The organism is Pseudoclavibacter chungangensis (assembly GCF_013410545.1).
Lineage (GTDB): Bacteria > Actinomycetota > Actinomycetes > Actinomycetales > Microbacteriaceae > Pseudoclavibacter > Pseudoclavibacter chungangensis.
Window position 1 is genome coordinate 2962718 of record NZ_JACCFV010000001.1, and the last position, 16809, is coordinate 2979526.

At 71.9% G+C, this 16809-nt stretch carries 15 protein-coding genes; 6 read left to right on the forward strand and 9 right to left on the reverse strand.

The features are described 5' to 3' along the window. Nucleotides 1–72 precede the first annotated feature (72 nt). Together HNR16_RS13100 and HNR16_RS13105 are read right to left on the reverse strand one after the other, a co-directional pair. Nucleotides 73–2436: a chorismate-binding protein gene (locus HNR16_RS13100; RefSeq protein WP_158040709.1), complete on the reverse strand. Its 2364-nt coding sequence runs from the start codon at nt 2434–2436 to the stop codon at nt 73–75. Continuing rightward, on the reverse strand, nt 2433–3203 hold the full coding sequence (locus HNR16_RS13105; RefSeq protein ID WP_158040708.1) for an aminotransferase class IV: 771 nt from the start codon (nt 3201–3203) through the stop codon (nt 2433–2435). Before HNR16_RS13105 ends, HNR16_RS13100 begins: the two co-directional genes overlap by 4 nt. 78 nt (nt 3204–3281) lie before the next feature. Between HNR16_RS13105 and HNR16_RS13110 the strand changes: the two genes are divergently transcribed. Beyond that, nucleotides 3282–4088, forward strand: coding sequence for an aspartate dehydrogenase domain-containing protein (locus HNR16_RS13110; RefSeq protein WP_158040707.1), 807 nt, complete (start codon nt 3282–3284; stop codon nt 4086–4088). 72 nt (nt 4089–4160) lie between these two features. Here the strand turns inward: HNR16_RS13110 and HNR16_RS13115 are convergent, their stop codons facing one another. Next, on the reverse strand, nt 4161–5945 hold the full coding sequence (locus HNR16_RS13115) for a DEAD/DEAH box helicase (RefSeq protein ID WP_225737867.1): 1785 nt from the start codon (nt 5943–5945) through the stop codon (nt 4161–4163). A gap of 198 nt (nt 5946–6143) precedes the next feature. Here HNR16_RS13115 and HNR16_RS13120 point away from each other — a divergent pair, with 198 nt between their 5' ends. The 4 genes from HNR16_RS13120 to HNR16_RS13135 all read left to right on the forward strand — a co-directional run bounded on the left by HNR16_RS13120 (nt 6144) and on the right by HNR16_RS13135 (nt 11672). Beyond that, the gene (locus tag HNR16_RS13120; protein ID WP_158040705.1) at nt 6144–6854 is read left to right on the forward strand and encodes a GOLPH3/VPS74 family protein; all 711 of its coding nucleotides are present in this window, start codon (nt 6144–6146) and stop codon (nt 6852–6854) included. Between the two features lie 264 nt (nt 6855–7118). Then, nucleotides 7119–9851: a DUF5979 domain-containing protein gene (locus tag HNR16_RS13125; RefSeq protein WP_158040704.1), complete on the forward strand. Its 2733-nt coding sequence runs from the start codon at nt 7119–7121 to the stop codon at nt 9849–9851. A 333-nt stretch (nt 9852–10184) separates the two neighbouring features. Then, nucleotides 10185–10553 (forward strand): hypothetical protein, encoded by a 369-nt coding sequence (locus tag HNR16_RS13130; RefSeq protein ID WP_158040702.1) that lies wholly within the window; start codon nt 10185–10187, stop codon nt 10551–10553. Between the two features lie 129 nt (nt 10554–10682). Further along, a complete protein-coding gene (locus HNR16_RS13135) occupies nt 10683–11672 on the forward strand; it encodes a DUF1731 domain-containing protein (protein ID WP_158040701.1) in 990 nt (329 codons plus the stop codon). Between the two features lie 166 nt (nt 11673–11838). Here HNR16_RS13135 and HNR16_RS13140 read toward each other — a convergent pair whose 3' ends face one another. From HNR16_RS13140 to HNR16_RS13165, 6 genes are all read right to left on the reverse strand, one after another. Then, nucleotides 11839–12264, reverse strand: coding sequence for a hypothetical protein (locus tag HNR16_RS13140; RefSeq protein WP_158040700.1), 426 nt, complete (start codon nt 12262–12264; stop codon nt 11839–11841). A 175-nt stretch (nt 12265–12439) separates the two neighbouring features. Next, a complete protein-coding gene (locus tag HNR16_RS13145; RefSeq protein ID WP_158040699.1) occupies nt 12440–13354 on the reverse strand; it encodes an ABC transporter substrate-binding protein in 915 nt (304 codons plus the stop codon). Next, complete coding sequence (locus tag HNR16_RS13150; RefSeq protein WP_158040698.1) at nt 13351–14148, reverse strand: ABC transporter permease; 798 nt, start codon at nt 14146–14148, stop codon at nt 13351–13353. Before HNR16_RS13150 ends, HNR16_RS13145 begins: the two co-directional genes overlap by 4 nt. Further along, nucleotides 14145–14807: an ABC transporter permease gene (locus HNR16_RS13155; RefSeq protein WP_158040697.1), complete on the reverse strand. Its 663-nt coding sequence runs from the start codon at nt 14805–14807 to the stop codon at nt 14145–14147. The genes HNR16_RS13150 and HNR16_RS13155 overlap by 4 nt, the downstream gene beginning before the upstream one ends. After that, a complete protein-coding gene (locus HNR16_RS13160) occupies nt 14804–15631 on the reverse strand; it encodes an ABC transporter ATP-binding protein (protein ID WP_158040784.1) in 828 nt (275 codons plus the stop codon). Before HNR16_RS13160 ends, HNR16_RS13155 begins: the two co-directional genes overlap by 4 nt. Before the next feature lie 73 nt (nt 15632–15704). Continuing rightward, nucleotides 15705–16190: a hypothetical protein gene (locus HNR16_RS13165; protein WP_158040696.1), complete on the reverse strand. Its 486-nt coding sequence runs from the start codon at nt 16188–16190 to the stop codon at nt 15705–15707. Between the two features lie 133 nt (nt 16191–16323). Here HNR16_RS13165 and HNR16_RS13170 point away from each other — a divergent pair, with 133 nt between their 5' ends. Continuing rightward, nucleotides 16324–16800 carry a hypothetical protein gene (locus HNR16_RS13170; protein WP_158040695.1) on the forward strand — a complete coding sequence of 159 codons (477 nt, stop codon included), beginning with the start codon at nt 16324–16326 and terminating at the stop codon, nt 16798–16800. The last annotated feature ends 9 nt before the right edge of the window (nt 16801–16809 follow it).

Consider the following 16809-nt stretch of genomic DNA (forward strand, 5'->3'; position numbering starts at 1 on the left):
CGGGCCATCTCATCATGCCCCGAGGCGTCGGTGCGTGCGAGTTCGTGACCGAGCGTGACGGCGCGTCGCGCGTCAGCCGCCCGCGACGGCCGTGAAGGCACGTCGGATCGCGTCCGCCTTCAGCTCGACCTCGTCGAACTCCGCGTCGGGGTCGCTGTCGAGCACGACGGCGCCACCCGCCCCGATCGACCATCGCCCGCCCGCTCGCACCGCGGTGCGGATGACGATGCTCTGCTCGAGGCGCCCGTCGGCACCGACGATGCCGAGCGCGCCTGCGTAGAAGCCGCGCGGTGCGCCCTCGAGCGTTTCGAGGATGCGGACGGTGCGCTCCTTCGGTGCGCCCGTCATCGATCCGCCGGGGTGCAGGGCGCGCAGCACGTCACACGGCGAGTGGCCACGCTCGAGGGTGCCCCGGACGGTCGACACGAGCTGGTGGACGCTCGGGTACGTCTCGACGTGCATGAGGGCGGGCACCGTCACGGAGCCGGGCACGCACACCCGGCCGAGGTCGTTGCGGAGGAGGTCGACGATCATGAGGTTCTCCGCGAACGCCTTGGGATCGCTCGCGAGTGTCGCCGCCGCGCGGGCGTCCGCCGCGGGGTCGGTGCAGCGCGCGGCCGTCCCCTTGATCGGCTTCGTCTCGAGGGCGTCGCCGACGAGGCGGACGAACCGTTCCGGTGACGCGCTGACGATCGCGATCGGATCGCCGTCGTCGTCGAACTCGAGGAGTGCCGCGAACGGTGCGGCCTGCGTGCGGCGGAGTTCGCGGAACAGCTCGAGCGCGTCGGGGTCGACGGCCGCGTCGACGTCGAAGCGATTGGTGAGGCACAGCTCGTAGGAGTCGCCCGCCTCGAGCGCCAGGCGGCACGCGGCGATGCGCTCGAGATACGCCGCCCGGTCGTGTCGCCAGCGGCCTGCGACGGGCGACGTGCGACGCGGACGCGTGGCCGCCACCCGATCGGTGCCGTCGGCGTGCGCCGCGCCCGCCGTCGCCGACCGCGCGCCGAGCGCGGTCCGTGACCCGGCGATGCGTCCCGCCTCCTCGCGGCAGGTCGCTTCGGCGAGCGCGGCGTCCGCGTCGTGCACGACGAGCGTGACCAGGCGTCGGGCGGGCTCGACGACGACGTAGCGCACGGGCCGCACGAACACGGCCTCGGGCTGTGTCCCCCGCGCGGGGTCGAGCCCCATCGCCCGGACGCCGGCCTCGTAGCCCAGTGCCCCGATGTAGCCGCCGCGGAACGGGAGTTCGACGGGCTCCTCCCCCGCCGAGGGGGACGACACGGCGACGTGATCGTGCGGCGTCCCACGCGGCTCGGCGTCCGGCGATCGCGAACCCACGGGCGGATCGGACACCTCGGCGGGCACCGCACCCACGTCGCACCGCCCGAGTCGGTGTTCGAGGTCGGTCAGGGGATCCGCGCACCCCTCCTCGCGCCGACGGACCTCGACCTCCCTGTCGGTGCCGGTCGGTGTGTACGTATCGATCGAGACACGGTCGGGCCGGTACCGGAGCACGTGTGCCTCGCCGCGCTCCAGGAGGTCGACGGCGTCGCCGAGCACGGTCCAACGCGGTGTGCGGCCGTCCGCGTCCGGCACGTCGAACCGGAACGACCCCGCGCCGCGGTGGAGCACGTGCGATTCGATGAACGCCACGGTGCGATCCGGGTCGGCGTGCCACGAGATCGCGTACGAACCGGCCTCGGCCGCGACACGGGGAGCACCCGGCACGAGCCGCGTCGCCCCGGTGTTCCCGCCCACCCCTGCCGACGATGTCCGCACACCACCGGGATCGAGCGACGAACGCGCCGACCCCGCGGCGTCCTCGACGATGCGGAGGAAGTTCTGCAGCAGGAGCGGCCCGTGCTCGCTCGCGATCGACTCGGGGTGGAACTGTACGCCGAACCACGGGTGTCCCGGCACGTCGAAGCCCTGCACGACGTCGTCCTCGCTCACGGCCGTGACACGGATCGGCCCGATGCGCTCGCCCGGGACGGCGACCGTTCCGCCCCCGGGCCTCATCGCGAGGGAGTGATAGCGGGTCGCGAGCGTGCCCTGCGGGATACCGGCGAAGATCGCGTCGGCCGTGTGACGGACGGGGCTGCGCCAGCCGTGCCGCGGACGCGGCGCGGCCTCGACGACGAACCCGAGACGGCGCGCGAGCCCCTGGTGCCCGAGGCACACGCCGAGGATCGGCAGCTCACCCCGCTCCATCGCGGCCGCGAGCACCGCGTCGGCACCCGCGAAGTCCGCCGGCTTCGCCGGGTGTCCGGGGCCCGGTGACACGACGAGCGCGACCGCGGCACCGGAGCGGACGAGTGCGACGGCCTCGTCGGCGTCGCTCGAGGAGACGACGCGCACCTCGTGTGCGGTGTGCGCGCGGAGGGCCTGGACGAGGTTGTAGGTGTACGAGTCGTGGTTGTCGAGGACGAGGATCACAGCGGTTGCCGCTGTGCCTCGAGCGTCGCCTGCCAGCGCGCCGCCCGCGCCTCGTCCACGGGCCGCTCCTCACCGTCGACGCTCCGGACGGGCGAGATGCCGTGCAGGGCGTTGACGTACCAGAGCTCGTCGGCGTCCTCGAGCCGGATGCGCACGCGACGGAGGTCCTCGCCTCGGCGACGCAGGAGCCCCGTGAGCACGACGACCGTGACGCTCGGCAGCAGCCGTTCGCTCGCCGGGCGGACGAGCTGTCCGTCGCGCCACGCGAGGATCGCGCCGTTCGCGGCCTCCACGATGTTCCCCCGGTCGTCGACGAGCAACGCGTCGTCGTCGCCGAGCTCGACCGCGACCTCGCGCAGCGACGCGAGCGTCTCGAGGTCGGCGCCCTTGACGGTCGGGTGGGTGCGGGTGTCGGGAGCGACGGCGAGGCTCGTCGTCGGCCGGCGCTCCGGGGCGCGGCGCAACTCGTGCTCGATCTTCAGCCGGTCGCCGTCCTCGCCGAGCGCGGCGGTCATGCGCGGGAAGAACTCGCCCTCCGCGGGTGTCGCGGCCGCGACCGACGCCCAGATGTCCTCCCACGGCGGGTCGGCGGGGATCGCCATCCGCGACACGAACACGTCCTCGACCGCGTCCTCGAACCGTGCGGCGTGCGCGCGCATGCCGATCACGGTGCCGTCGTGCACGCGCCACGAGTCGATGACCCGGTCGATCGACCACAGCGAGGAGAGCGCGTCGTCGGGACGCTCGGGCTGCTCGGACGGAGGCATTCATCCATTGTGCCCCCGCTCGCCGGGAAACGGAGGTTCATCCGGCCACCTCGGACGGACACGGCCGACAATGGCCGTATGCCCTCCCTCGCGCTCATCGGTCACGGCGCGGTCGGTGCCGCGCTCCATCGGCACCTCCGACGCGAACTCGACGACGGGCGCGTCGTCTTCCGCGGGGCGCTCGTGCGGCACCCCGACGCGCATCCCGAGTTGCCGGCCAAGGAGCGTCTCGACCTCGACGGGCTCCTCGCGGCCGACCTCGTCGTCGAGTGCGCCGGCGTCGCCGCGTTGCGGCACCTCGGCCCGCTCGTCGTCGCGGGCGGTCCCGATCTGCTCGTCGCGAGCGTCGGCGCGTTCGCCGACCCCGACACGGCCGCGGCGCTCGAGGCGGGTCCGGGACGCGTGCGGGCATCCTCGGGTGCGATCGGCGGGCTCGACCTGCTGCGCGCCGCCGCACAGGCCGGCGGCATCGACCGCGCGACGATCACGACCACCAAGCTCGCGTCGTCGCTCGTGCAGCCGTGGATGGACGACGAGGAGCGTGAACGGTTGCGGACGCTGCGCACGCCCGAACCCCTCTTCGAGGGCACACCCGGCGAGGCGATCGACCGCTTCCCGGGCAACGTGAACGTCGCCGTCGCGGTCGGCCTCGCGTGCCGCGGCCTCGGCCCGATCGCGGCGGGGCTCGGACGCGTCCGCGTGCGGATCGTCGCCGATCCCGACACGGACGCGTCGACCCACCGCATCGAGGCCGAGGGCGCATCGGGCCGCTATCGCTTCGAGATCGCGAACCGCCCCGACCCCACGAACCCCCGCTCGAGCGCGCTCACGGCGCAGGCGCTCGCGGCCGAGGTGCGCGAGTGGCTCGCGGCCCGGCCGACCTGACGCGAACGGCGGGCCGGACGACGGAGCGGGGCCCGCCGACTCCGGCGCGCCCCGCTCCGTGACCGCGAGCGATCAGTCGTCGTCGCGGCGACGCCGCGGCGGACCGTCACGACGTTCGCGACGGTCGTTGCCGCCCGATCGCTTCGGTCCCCGGTCGGGCCGGATGTCGATGAGCTGCCCGGAGATGCGCGTGTTCCGGAGTCGGTCGAGCACCGAGGGGTCGAGGTTCGCGGGCAGTTCCACGACCGAGAAGTTCGGCTTGATGCTGATCGCCCCGAAGTCGTCGCGTCCGAGGCCGCCCTCGTTCGCGAGGGCACCCACGATCTGACGCGGCTCGACACGGTGTCGACGTCCGACCTCGATGCGGTACGGCGAGAAGTCGCTGCGTCCGCGCCGACCGCCGCGCGGCGCGCGCTCGCTGCGTGCACCGTCACGCTCACCCCGGCGCGCACCACCGTGGGCGTCGGCCTCGAGCGAGCGAGCGAGCGGATCGTCGTCGGGGTCGAGGAGCAGCGGCGTGTCGCCCTGCGCGACGACCGCGAGCGCCGCCGCGACGTCGGCCTCCGGCACGTCGTGGTGGCGCACGTAGTGGTCGATGATGTCGCGGAAGCGCTCGATGCGCTCCGACTCCGCGAGCGCCTGCGTGATCGCGTCGTCGAATCGCGCCAGGCGCGTCGTGTTGACGTCCTCCGTGCTCGGCAGCCGCATGAGCTCGGGCTGCTGGCGCGTGGCCTTCTCGATGTGCCGCAGCAGGTAGCGCTCGCGCGGCGTGATGAAGCTGATGGCGTCGCCCGTGCGCCCCGCACGTCCCGTGCGACCGATGCGGTGCACGTACGACTCGGTGTCCGTGGGGATGTCGAAGTTGACGACGTGGCTGATGCGCTCGACGTCGAGTCCGCGCGCCGCGACGTCCGTCGCGACGAGGATGTCGAGCTTGCCCTCGCGCAACTGGTTGACGGTGCGTTCGCGCTGCACCTGCGGCACGTCGCCGTTGATCGCCGCGGCCGAGTAGCCGCGGGCACGCAGCTTCTCGGCGAGCGTCTCCGTCTCGTTCTTCGTCCGGACGAACACGATCATGCCCTCGAAGTTCTCGACCTCGAGGATGCGCGTGAGCGCGTCGACCTTCTGCGCGTACGACACCACGAGGTAGCGCTGCGTGATGTTCGTGTTCGTCGCGGTCTTCGACTTGACCGTGATCTCCTCCGGGTCGCGCAGGTACTGCTGCGCGATGCGACGGATCGCGGGCGGCATGGTCGCCGAGAACAGGGCGACCTGCTTGTCGCTCGGTGTCTGCGCGAGGATCTGCTCGACGTCCTCGGCGAAGCCCATCTTGAGCATCTCGTCCGCCTCGTCGAGCACGAGGTACTTGAGCTCGGACAGGTCGAGCGTGCCCTTCGAGAGGTGGTCCATGATGCGGCCGGGCGTTCCGACGACGACGTGCACGCCGCGGCGCAGGGCGGACAGCTGGACGCCGTAGCCCTGCCCGCCGTAGACGGGTAGCACGTGGACGCCGCGCATGCGGGCGGCGTACGACTCGAACGCCTCGCACACCTGGAGCGCGAGTTCGCGCGTGGGGGCGAGCACGAGCGCCTGCGGGGTCTTCTGCGAGACGTCGAGCCGTTCGAGGACGGGGAGCGCGAACGCGGCCGTCTTGCCCGTTCCGGTCTGTGCCATGCCGACGACGTCGTGGCCGGCGAGGAGGGGTGGGATCGTCGCGGCCTGGATGAGCGACGGCTGCTCGTAGCCGAGATCGCGGATCGCCGCGAGCACGGGGCCGGTCAGGCCGAGCTCGTCGAATCCGGGGACGTCGGGCGTGTCGTCTGCGGCGTCGCTCGCCGTGGCGTCTGGAGGGGTCACCTCCCCAAGGTAGTGCCCCGGGCCGTCCGGCGCACGGCGACGGCCCGGCGCGGCCCGGGAGTCGGCCGGGAGAATCCGGCGCACGGCCCGGCACCGGCGGTCCGCGCGGGGCGCGCCGGTCATCCCGCGCGAAGCGCTCAGGCGCGACGTGTTGGATGACGGGCGACCCGTTCGCTCCCCGGCCCCACAGGAGGCAACGTGACCCCGGAGTCCCCCGACCCGACACGGACCGACGGGTCCGCACCGCTCCTCGCCGAGGACCTCCTGCTCGTCCTCGTCGACCCGCGGAGCGGCGCGATCGCCTCCGAGGGCACACTGTTCTATCTGCTCGGCGGTGCCGTGCTCACCGAACTCGCGCTCGACGGCCACGTCACGACCGAGGAACGCGACGCGCTGCGCGGCCCCCTCGTGACGGCGGCCCCCGACGTACCGCCGCCGGGCGATCCGCTCCTCGTGCAGATCCTCGCCGAGCACCTCGCGAAACCGTCCGGCGCGCAGACGTTCGTCGCCGCCGCCGGCCCGGTGCTCCGGAGGACGCTCCTCGACCGGCTCGTCGCTCGCGGGGACGTCGAGCGGGAACAGCGCCGCGTGCTCGGGCTCATCCCGTCGACGACCCTCGTCGTCCAGTCACCCGGCAGACGGGACGACCTCGTCTCGCAGATCCGTGCGGCACTCGTGGACGGCGCCACGCCCAACGTCCGGACGACGGCACTGATCGCCCTGCTCTCGGGGAGCGGCACGCTCGTCTCGCTGCACCGGGAGGTGCCGTGGACGAGCCCCGTCATCGCCCGGGCCGCCGAACTGGCGCGCGGCGACCTCGGAGCACAGGCGGCGGGCGAGGCCGTCTCACGCACGACGAACGCGATCATCACGGCGGTGACGGTCGCGGCGACGCTGCCCGGCCGCTGACGGCGGCCCGCGGAGGACGCGGAGCGGGGTCGACCGCGCCCACCGGACACGCGGACGGTCAGGCTCTTCCCGCGGGCTCCGTCGGTGCGCCCGAGGGCACCACCTCGATGCCCGCCGACGAGTTTCACAACACTGTGATTGAATGGCGTGAGGACGTTTCACGTCCCTCGGCCGTACCCCCGCCGGCCGGCCTCCCCCACTGCACGCCCCGTCGACCCGCCGTTCCCCCGACGGCGACGCCGACGCCCCCGGAAGGATCTTCCCGTGGTCGCAACGACCACGGTGCGCCGTCTCCTGCGCATCGCGGCAGCTGTCGGGATCGGTGGTCTCATCGCGACAGCCGCCGCCCAACCTGCAGCAGCACCCCCGTACACGACCGACGCATCGATCGACTCGCTCCACTTCGTTCAGGAGACCGCCGAGGCCGGGCAGTTCGCCGAACTCGCCGGTACGTGGTCGCTCCCGGACGATCCCGCGACCCCCGCCGGATTCGCCGTCACGCTGCCCGCCGCGCTCCAGGGGAAGACGGACTCGTTCCCGATGCTCGATGACGCGGAACAGCCCATGGGGCAGTCCGTCGTGACGGAGACGACGCTCGAGTGCGACGTCGACCCCGCCTACATCAGCGAGAACCCGCGCAAGCTGCACGGCTCGTTCAACTTCTGGGTCAAGCTCGTCGACGCCGTCTCGGAGCGCACGGAGAAGGTCTTCACGATCGACGACATCGACGTGAGCGTCGCCGTCGTCCCGCCGAACGGCTATTGCCCGACGACGTGCGAGTACACGGGGCAGGAAACGAGGAAGTTCGGTACCTACCTCACGGGGACGTCACCCGAGCGGATCGAGTGGATCATCGATCTGGGCTCCGGCCCCGACGGCATGGTCGACGGCGAGGAGGTGACGATCACCGAGAATCTCGGCGCGAACCAGCAGTTCACCGCCGTCTCGATGGTGCGCTCCGACACGAAGGGCCTCGACCCCTACACGAACACCCAGATCTGGACCGACTGGGACGACTACACGGGCTTCTCCCGCTCGCCCGACTTCTCGACCCTCGAGTTCACCGCCGAAGCGGGCTATGTCTACGGCATCCACTACGTCGCGAACGTCCTCGACGGTGGCGCGGCGACGACCTACTTCAACTCGGCGACCGTGCGGGTCGGCACCGAGGTCACGACGATGGAGAACGTGCCGATCACGCGCCAGGGCGGCGGTGCCACCGGCATCGGCGAGAACGTCGGGCGCTTCGCCATCACGAAGGAGGTGCTCGGCGACGTGACGGGCCTGCCGGCGCAGGACTTCTCGGGATCGTTCACCGTGACGGCACCCGACGGCACGGAGACGCCGGGCACCTTCACCGTGCAGGGCGGCGCGACGTGGACGAGCACCGACTTCCCGCGCGGCTCGACCGTGCACCTCAGCGAGGTCACCCCGACGACCCCGACGAACATCGCGTGGGGGCAGCCGTCGTTCTCGCAGAACGACTTCGCGCTCGTCGGCGGCACGCTCACGAGCGTCACCCTCACGAACGAGGCGACCGTCAGGACCGGCGTCTTCCAGGCCTCGAAGCAGCTCACGGGCACCGACGAGGCGATCGGCCTCGTTCCGGACTCCGCGACGTTCTCGCTCGACTACGCGTCCGACGCGGGCGTCGGGTTCCCCGCAGGTTCCGGCGCACTCACGCTCGACCGCGACGGCACCGTCGCGACGAGCGACCCACTCCCGGTCGGCGCGGTGTTGCGACTCTCGGAGGCCGCTCCGGCGGCGGTCGACGGTGCCGCCTGGGGTGACGCCACGATCACCCCGTCCACCGTGACGATCTCGGAGGGCTCGCCCGCCGCGAGCGTCGTCGTGACGAATGCGGTCCGCGAGACGACGGGCGGCTTCAGCGTCGTCAAGCGCGTCACCGGCGCCGGCGCCGGACACGTCGCCGGTGGGACGCCGTTCACCGTCGCCTACGAGTGGGCGACGCCGGACGGCGCGCGTTCCGACGCGGGCGAACTGAACCTCACGGTCGGGGGCGACCCCGTCTCGGTCGAGGGGCTCCCCGAGGGCGCCGTCGTGCACCTGTCCGAGGTGACGCCGTCACCCGTCGAGGGCATGACGTGGCTCGACCCGGTCTTCTCGACGAACGGCTTCACGATCCAGGGGGGCACGCGCGTCGAGGTCGACCTCGACAACGCGACCGCGCTGACGACGGGCACCTTCGAGGTCCAGAAGGTCGTCGCGGGCTCCGGGGCGGCGCTCGTCGCGGACACGACCCCGTTCACCGTGGACTACTCGTACGAGGCGGGGACCGGCTTCGAGGCCGGCTCCGGGCAGCTCACCGTGCTGGCGGACGGCGAGACCGTGACGAGTGAGCCGCTTCCGTACGGCGCGGTCGTCACGCTGAGCGAGATCGATCCCGCTGCCGTGGAGGGCACCATCTGGACCGGCGCATCGTTCTCGACGCCGTCCTTCACCATCGGTTCGGGCACGACCGTTTCGATCACGCTCATCAACACGATCGAGCTCCGGACGGGCGCGTTCTCGATCGTGAAGGCACTGGCGGGTTCGGGCGCCGACCTCGTGCTTCCGGAGACCGGTTTCACGGTGCATTACGCGTACGAAGCCGGCCCCGGTTTCGACGCGGGGGCCGGCGAGCTGACGGTCCGAGCGGACGGTGAGGTCGTCACGAGCGAACCGCTGCCGTACGGCGCCGTCGTGACGTTCGTCGAGTCGGAACCCGGCGCGATCGACGGAGCGGTGTGGACCGAAGCGGCGTTCAGCGCGTCGACGGTCACGATCGGCGCGGACACCGTCGTCGCCGTGACCCTGACGAACACGATCGAGACCGTGCCGCCGGGCGAGACAACGCCTCCGGGCGGCACCACGCCACCGGGGCTCGCCCAGACCGGCGGTGACGTGAACGGTACCCTCATCGCCATCACCCTGAGCGTCCTGGCGGGCGGCGCGCTCGTCCTGGCGCTCGGCAGGCGCCGCCACGGCGGCCGTTGACCGGCCGTCGAGCGGGCCGGGATCGCCCCGCTCGCAGCGCCCGCAGGTGAAGCGGACGCGAAACGCCCGGCCGGTGTTCCGGTCGGGCGTTTCGCGTGCTCCGGGACGGCCCGCACGCGTCTTCCTGTGCAATTGGACAGTTTGGGAATAGGAATAACATTTTGTCCACATGGGCAGTAGATAGAGAGATACCACCCTCTGACTATCCATTTGGGCAGTTTGAATTGGGTCGAAGAATAGGTATTCTCGTCCCTGGTCGATTCCGGAACGGCATGCCCGATCGACCGAGTCACCACTGTCTCCGCACTGCCGTCCCGTCATGAAAGGACCCCTGTGTCCCAGCTCGACCAACAGGCCCAGCAGCTTCTCTCGATCGAAGGCGCCACGGGTGCCGCTGTCGTCGACATCGCCAGCGGAATGGCGCTCGCCACCGCCGGCACCCCCGGCTTCGACCTGACCGTCGCCGCCGCCGGCAACGCGAACGTCATCCGCGCGAAGCTCAAGACCATGAGCGAGCTCGGCCTCCAGTCGACGCTCGAGGACATCATGATCACGATCGACGGCCAGTACCACCTCATCAACGCGCTCTCGGGCGACGGGAAGAACGGCCTGTTCATCTACCTCGTGCTCGACCAGCGCATCGCGAACCTCGCACTCGCCCGTCACAAGGTGAAGGGCATCGCCGCGTCCATCACCGTCTGACGCGCGCGACGAAACGGCGGGGGCCCACGGGTCCCCGCCGTTTCGCGTCCCACGAACGGTTCGGGCGGTCCGCTCCCACGACGACCGCCGGTGGACGCACGGACCCACCGCGTACGGCACGATGGACCCATGACCGACGTCGTCATCGCCGGGGGCACCGACTCCGTCGGCGTCCGCCTGTTGGGGCACTTCACCGCCCGCGGGCGTTCGGTCGTCTCCCTCGGCGACCACGTCGGCGCGGACGTCCCCTGGGCCGATCGATCCGGAGTACGGCGCGCCATCGACGGGGCACGAATCGTCGTCGCGGTCGGCGGCAGCAGCTACGTCACCCGATTCACCGACCCACAACGCGACGAGATCCTCCGCACTCGCGTCCGGACCACCCGCATGGTTCGTGATGCGATCCGCCAGGCGACGAGACCGCCGTCGCTCTGGATCAACCTGTCGTCCGCGAGGATCTACCCGGCCGTCCTCGATCACCCTCGCACGGAACGTGACGAGATCACGCGGGGGAGTTTCACGGAGGACGTCGCGGCCCATGTCGAACGCACCCTGTTCGAGTACGACGTTCCGCACACCCGCCGCGTGGCGCTCCGGACGGCCGTGCTGATCGGCGACACACCGGCCGCGTCGCTCCTGTTCCGCCTCACGCGGCTCGGTCTCGGGGGAACGCTCCGTGACGGCTGGTGGCCCGCGCACTCGCGCTATCGGAACCTCGAGACGGCCGTCGGGACGATGGCGGCCCGCGCACCGAGCCGGCGCGCCCCGACCCACGGTCGACAGAAGTTCAGCTGGGTGCACGTCGACGACGTCGTCCGGGCGATCGAGTTCGTCGAGAAGGATCCGCAGCTCGTCGGCCCCGTCAACGTGGTCGCTCCGGTCGCGGTCGCCAACGCCGAACTCATGCGGACGCTCCGACGGGTCACGGGCACCCGGATCGGCGTGCCGCTCCCCCGACTCGTGCTCGAACCCGTCATGCGGGCCGTCGACGCGGAGTCGGAACTCGTCCTCCGGAGTCGTTGGGTGGCGCCGAGCCGCCTGCTCGACCGTGGTTTCGAGTTCGCGTATCCGATGATCGAGCCGGCGCTCCGCGACGCCTGGCACCGTCTGCGCTCCTGACGCCCGCCGGGACCACGGCGCGACATCACACCTGCTCGGGAGGGGTCCGACCCGCGACGGAGGGGGTCCGCCGTCGCGGGCCGGGGTCGGTCGATCGCCGTGGCGATCGTGGCGCAGCACCGTGCTCGGTGCCGCGCGGGCTCGTGCTCCACGCGGTCCGCGTGGGCTAGTGGAACAGCAGGGGCAGCTCGACGCCCTCGGGCGGGGCGAGGTCCCCTGTGCGAACCATCTCGTAGTTCAGGCGGAACGCGATCTCGCGTTCCGGATCGCGGGCGACGTCGAGCATCCAGCGCATGGGCTGGTTCGCGAACCGGCCGCTCGGATCGACGACCGAGAACACCGTGTCGTCCCCGTAGTCGAGGACGGCCCAGCGCCAGTCGAGACCTCGCACGTACTGCTCGCCGAGGAGGGCACCGAGCGCGACGACCGCGTCATCGGACACGTCGCGATCGCGCGACACGTGTGCCTCGATCGCATCGACGATGACGGCCGGCTCCGCCTCGAGCGGCACGCCGAGCAACGCGGCGGCGTCGGTGCAGACGTCGGCCACCTCGGCCCGCACGTCCGCGGGCAGCGTCTCGATCGTGGGCATGCGGACAGCCTAGACACGTGGCCGTGCGGTGCCGACGGGGACCGCTCCCCTCCCCACGGGCGGGGCTCACCCGCCCGCGTGTGCGCGGTCCGTGATACGGTCCGCGACCGCCCGAACCGCGGACGGCGCCGGGCCCGCGGTCGTCCGCGGGCCCGGCGCCGTCCGTCGGCGTGCGCTACACGAGTCCGTTCGTCGTCAACCACTCCGACGCGATGTCGGCCGGCGAGCGCTGATCGACCGTGCTCTGGACGTTGAGCGCCACGAGGCCCTCGGGCGTGAGCTTCGCGCTCACGGGATCGATGACGGGTGAGAGCTCGGCGGCTCGGTCCGCGTTCGCGATCGGAACGACCTGCGAGGCGAGGAAGAGCGATTCCGGATCCTTGAGCACGACGAGGTCATCGGTCTGGATGCGCGGATCCGCCGTGTAGACGTTCGCGACGTTCACCGTCCCCGCCACGAGTTCGTCGACCGTCGTGTCACCCGTCGCCGAGAAGGCGACGTCGACACCGTAGGTCTCCTTCAGCCCCGTCGGCCCGTACGGACGTTCCGCGAGCTCCGGCGGCCCGCCGAGCGTGAGCGGCACGCCGACGTTCGCGAGGTCGGCGATCGAGGTCAGGTTGTGCTCGGCCGCGAACGCCGCCGTCACGGTGTACGAGTCCTGGTCGGTCGCGGTCGCCGGCTGCAGTGCCGTGAGCGAGGACGGCAGCGCGGCGGCGAGCGCCGTCGTGACGTCGTCGGGCGTGCGGGCGGTCGTCTCGGGGTCCAGCCACTGCAGCAGGTTTCCCGTGTACTCGGGGAACAGCGTCAGTTCGCCGCTCTCGAGCGACGGCATGTACGCGTCACGCTGCCCGATCGTGAAGCGTCGTTCGACGGTGAATCCCGCGTGCTCGAGCGCCTGCGCGTAGATCTCGGCGATGATCTCGTTCGAGTAGTACTGCTGGGAGCCGATGACGATCGTGTCGCCGTCGGCCGTCGCGCCCTCGGTCTGCTGGGCGAGCGGATCGCTCGTCCCGCAGCCCGTGAGGACGAGTGCCGCCGCGGCGGCCACCGCAGCGAGCACCGTCAGACGCCTCGTCTTCGTCCTGGTCATGGTGTGTCCTTCCGTGGAGGGTCGGCTGGAGGTGTGTGGACCGCATCGGGCGCGGGCCGTGAGTCGGACCGGGCCGCGACGCGTGCGGCGCTCCTGCGCCGTTCCCGCACCGAATCCCCGTCGCCCCGCTCGCGTGCGCCGCGGGGCACGGCGGCCCACTGGACGAGTGCGAGCAGGCCGTCGAGCACGAGCGCGAACGCGGCGACGAGCACGGCACCGCCGAGGATGATGTCGTAGCGATTGAGCGGGAGCCCCTCGAAGATGTACCGCCCGAGGCCACCCACGTTCACGTACGCCGCGAGGGTGACGGTCGCGACGAGCTGGAGCGTCGCCTGCCGGATCCCGCCCACGAGCAGCGGGAGCCCGAGCGGGATCTCGATCTTCCAGAGGATCTGCCGCTCGGTCATGCCGCACGCCCGGCCACCGTCGACGACGTCGTGCCCGACCGACTCCACGCCCGTGATCGCCCCCGCGAGGAGGGACGGGATCGCGAGCAGCACGAACGCGGTGACGGCCGCCTCGGGCTTGTGCAGCACGCCGAAGACGAGCACGAGCACGAGGATGAGGCCGAACGAGGGCAGCGCGCGTGCCGCCCCGGCGACCGCGAGGGCCGCTTCGCGTCCGCGCCCCGTGTGCGCGACGAACCACCCCGTCGGGATCGCGATGATCGAGGCGATCGCGAGCGAGACGGCCGTCAGCCCCAGGTGCTGCAAGGCGGCGAGCGGCACGGCCGCATCGCCCGTGAGTCGATCGGGCGAGAACAGCCACGCGAGCGCCTCCGCGATGACGTTCACGACGCCGCCTCCGCCCTGGTCCGGGCGGCGACCGCGGTCCAGGGCATCGCGAGCCTGCCCGCGAGGCGGAGGGCGAGGTCGATGAGGAGCGCGAGCAGGACGACCGCGACGATCCCGATCGCGATCTCCCCGATGATGCGTCGCTCGTAGCCGTCGGTGAACAGATAGCCGAGGTTGCGCACGCCGATGAGCACGCCGACGGTCGCGAGCGAGATCGTGCTGACGGCGGCCACACGCAGGCCCGCGAGGATGACGGGGAACGCGAGCGGTAGCTCGACGGTCCAGAACCGGCGCGCGTCCCCGAACCCCACGGCCGTCGCGGACAGCCGGACGTCGGCGGGCACCGCGTCGAGGCCGTCGACGACCGAGCGGACGAGCAGCGAGACCGCGTAGACGGTGAGCGCGATCGTGAGGTTGAGCTCGCTCAGGTAGCTGATCCCGAGGAGCGGCGGGAGGAGTGCGAACAGGGCGACCGACGGGATCGTGTAGAGCAGGCTCGTGACGACGAGGACGACCCCCCGGGTCCACGGCAGACGCTGCGCGAGCCAGCCGAGCGGCACGGAGATGACGAGACCGAGCACGATCGGCACGATGCACTGCCGGAGGTGCTCGACGGCGAGTTCACCGACGAGCCCGAGATTCGCGAGGATCCAGGTCACCGACCGGCGCCCGTCCCGTCGAGACGACCGAGCGGACGACCGCGCCCGTCGACCACGAGCGTCCCGTCCGGGGTCTCCTCGAGTCGCAGCTCGCGATCCGCCCGGTCGGCGCCGATGAACGAGGCGACGAAGTCGTTCGCGGGATCCCCCATGATCTCGTCCGGTGTGCCGAGCTGCGCGACGCGGCCGCCGCGTTCGAGGATGACCACGCGGTGTCCGAGCGCGAACGCCTCGTCGACGTCGTGCGTCACGAACACGATCGTCGTCCCGAACCGCTCACGCAGACGGATGACCTCGCGCTGCAGTTCGCGGCGGACGATCGGGTCGACGGCACCGAAGGGTTCGTCCATGAGGAGGATGTTCGGGTTCGGTGCGAGTGCGCGCGCGACGCCCACGCGCTGCTGCTGGCCGCCCGAGAGCTGCGAGGGGTAGCGGTCCGCCATCGAGCGGTCGAGGCCGACGACGTCCATCAGCTCGAGCGCGCGCTCGCGCGCCTCGGCCTTCGACGCGCCGGTCAGCAGCGGCACCGTCGCGATGTTGCGGGCGACCGTGCGGTGCGGGAGCAGGCCCGCGTTCTGCATGACGTAGCCGATGCGGCGACGGAGCTCGACGGGCGCCGACTTCGCGACGTCCTCGTCGTCGATGAGGACGCTGCCCGCCGTCGGATCGACCATCCGATTGACCATGCGCAGCAGGGTCGTCTTGCCGCAGCCGGAGGAACCGAGGAACACCGTCGTCTCGTGCGACGGCAGGATCAGACTGAAGTCGTCGACGGCACGGGTCCCGTCCGGGAACTCCTTCGACACCGAGCGGTACTCGATCACGGTCACGCTCCTTCCGGCCGGCGTGGGCGTTGGGCAGTCTACGGACGGCCCCGCCCGGCGCCGCCGCCCTCGGTCACGGACGGACATCTCCCGTCACGTACCGACATCCTCCCCCGTTGTCGACCCTCGCGGATTCACCGACCGTGGATGCGGGCGTGCGATCATGCCCGCGCTCCGCGCGGACGGCACCCGCCTCACCGTCGGTCGGTACGCCGGAGCGGGGCGGCGTCGCGCCCTCGGCACCCGCGAGCGGGCGCACGCGGGACGGGCCGAGGAGCCGGGTGTGGCCGACGATCTCCGCCGCGTGCTGCACGGCCCAGGCGGCGGCCGCATCGAGCGTCTCGAAGTTGCGGCACCAGGCCTGTCGTCCGTCGACGTCGATCCCGTCGTAGTACAGCGCGTAGCTTCGACGCGCCTCCCCGAGGTATCGCACCCACCCGAGCACCCGCTGCCCCGTGTGGACGCGCCAGACGCCCGTCGAGTGCTTCGTCGCGTTCGGGTGCGTCTGCACGGAGCGTTCGTCGATGCGGCGGAGGATCGACCCTCTGACCTTGACCATGCGGGCAGCGTACGGAGGGGTCCGGACATCGGCCGCCCCGGGCGCCCCCGGGCTCGCGGCCCCCGGCCTTCCCGCCCCGGAACCCCCGGATACCCGGGTCGAGATCGTCGTCGCCGGCGCGCAGGCTGAGGACATGCACACGACCGCGAGCGACCCCGACACGAACGTCCCCGCGACGGACACCGGTGCATCCGATGCCGGAACCGCGCGCTCCGACATGGCGGGCACCACCGGCGCGAGCGCCACGACGGGGCGCTCGAGCGGCTCCCCGCGTCTCGGTCGGATCGCGCTCGTCGTGGCCGTCGTGGCGGCCGCGGGCTCCGTCGCCTGCGCGGCGATCGTCGGCGCGTCCGTCGGCCCGGCCGAGGTCGCGCTCGGCCCGAGGCTCGTCGACCTGCCCGGGGCCCTCTTCTGGACCATCGCGGGCCTGCTCGCGTCGCAGCTGTTCTGGCTCGGGCTCGGGCTGGCGTCGATCGTCATGGGCGTCGTCTCGCTCGTGCGCGGTCACAGCTCGCGTGCCGCGGTCGGGGGCATCGTGCTCGCCGTGGCGTTCCCGTTGCTCTCGCTGTTCGTCCTCGTGTTGCTGATGCTCGCGACGAGCCCGCTCTGAGCCGCGCCG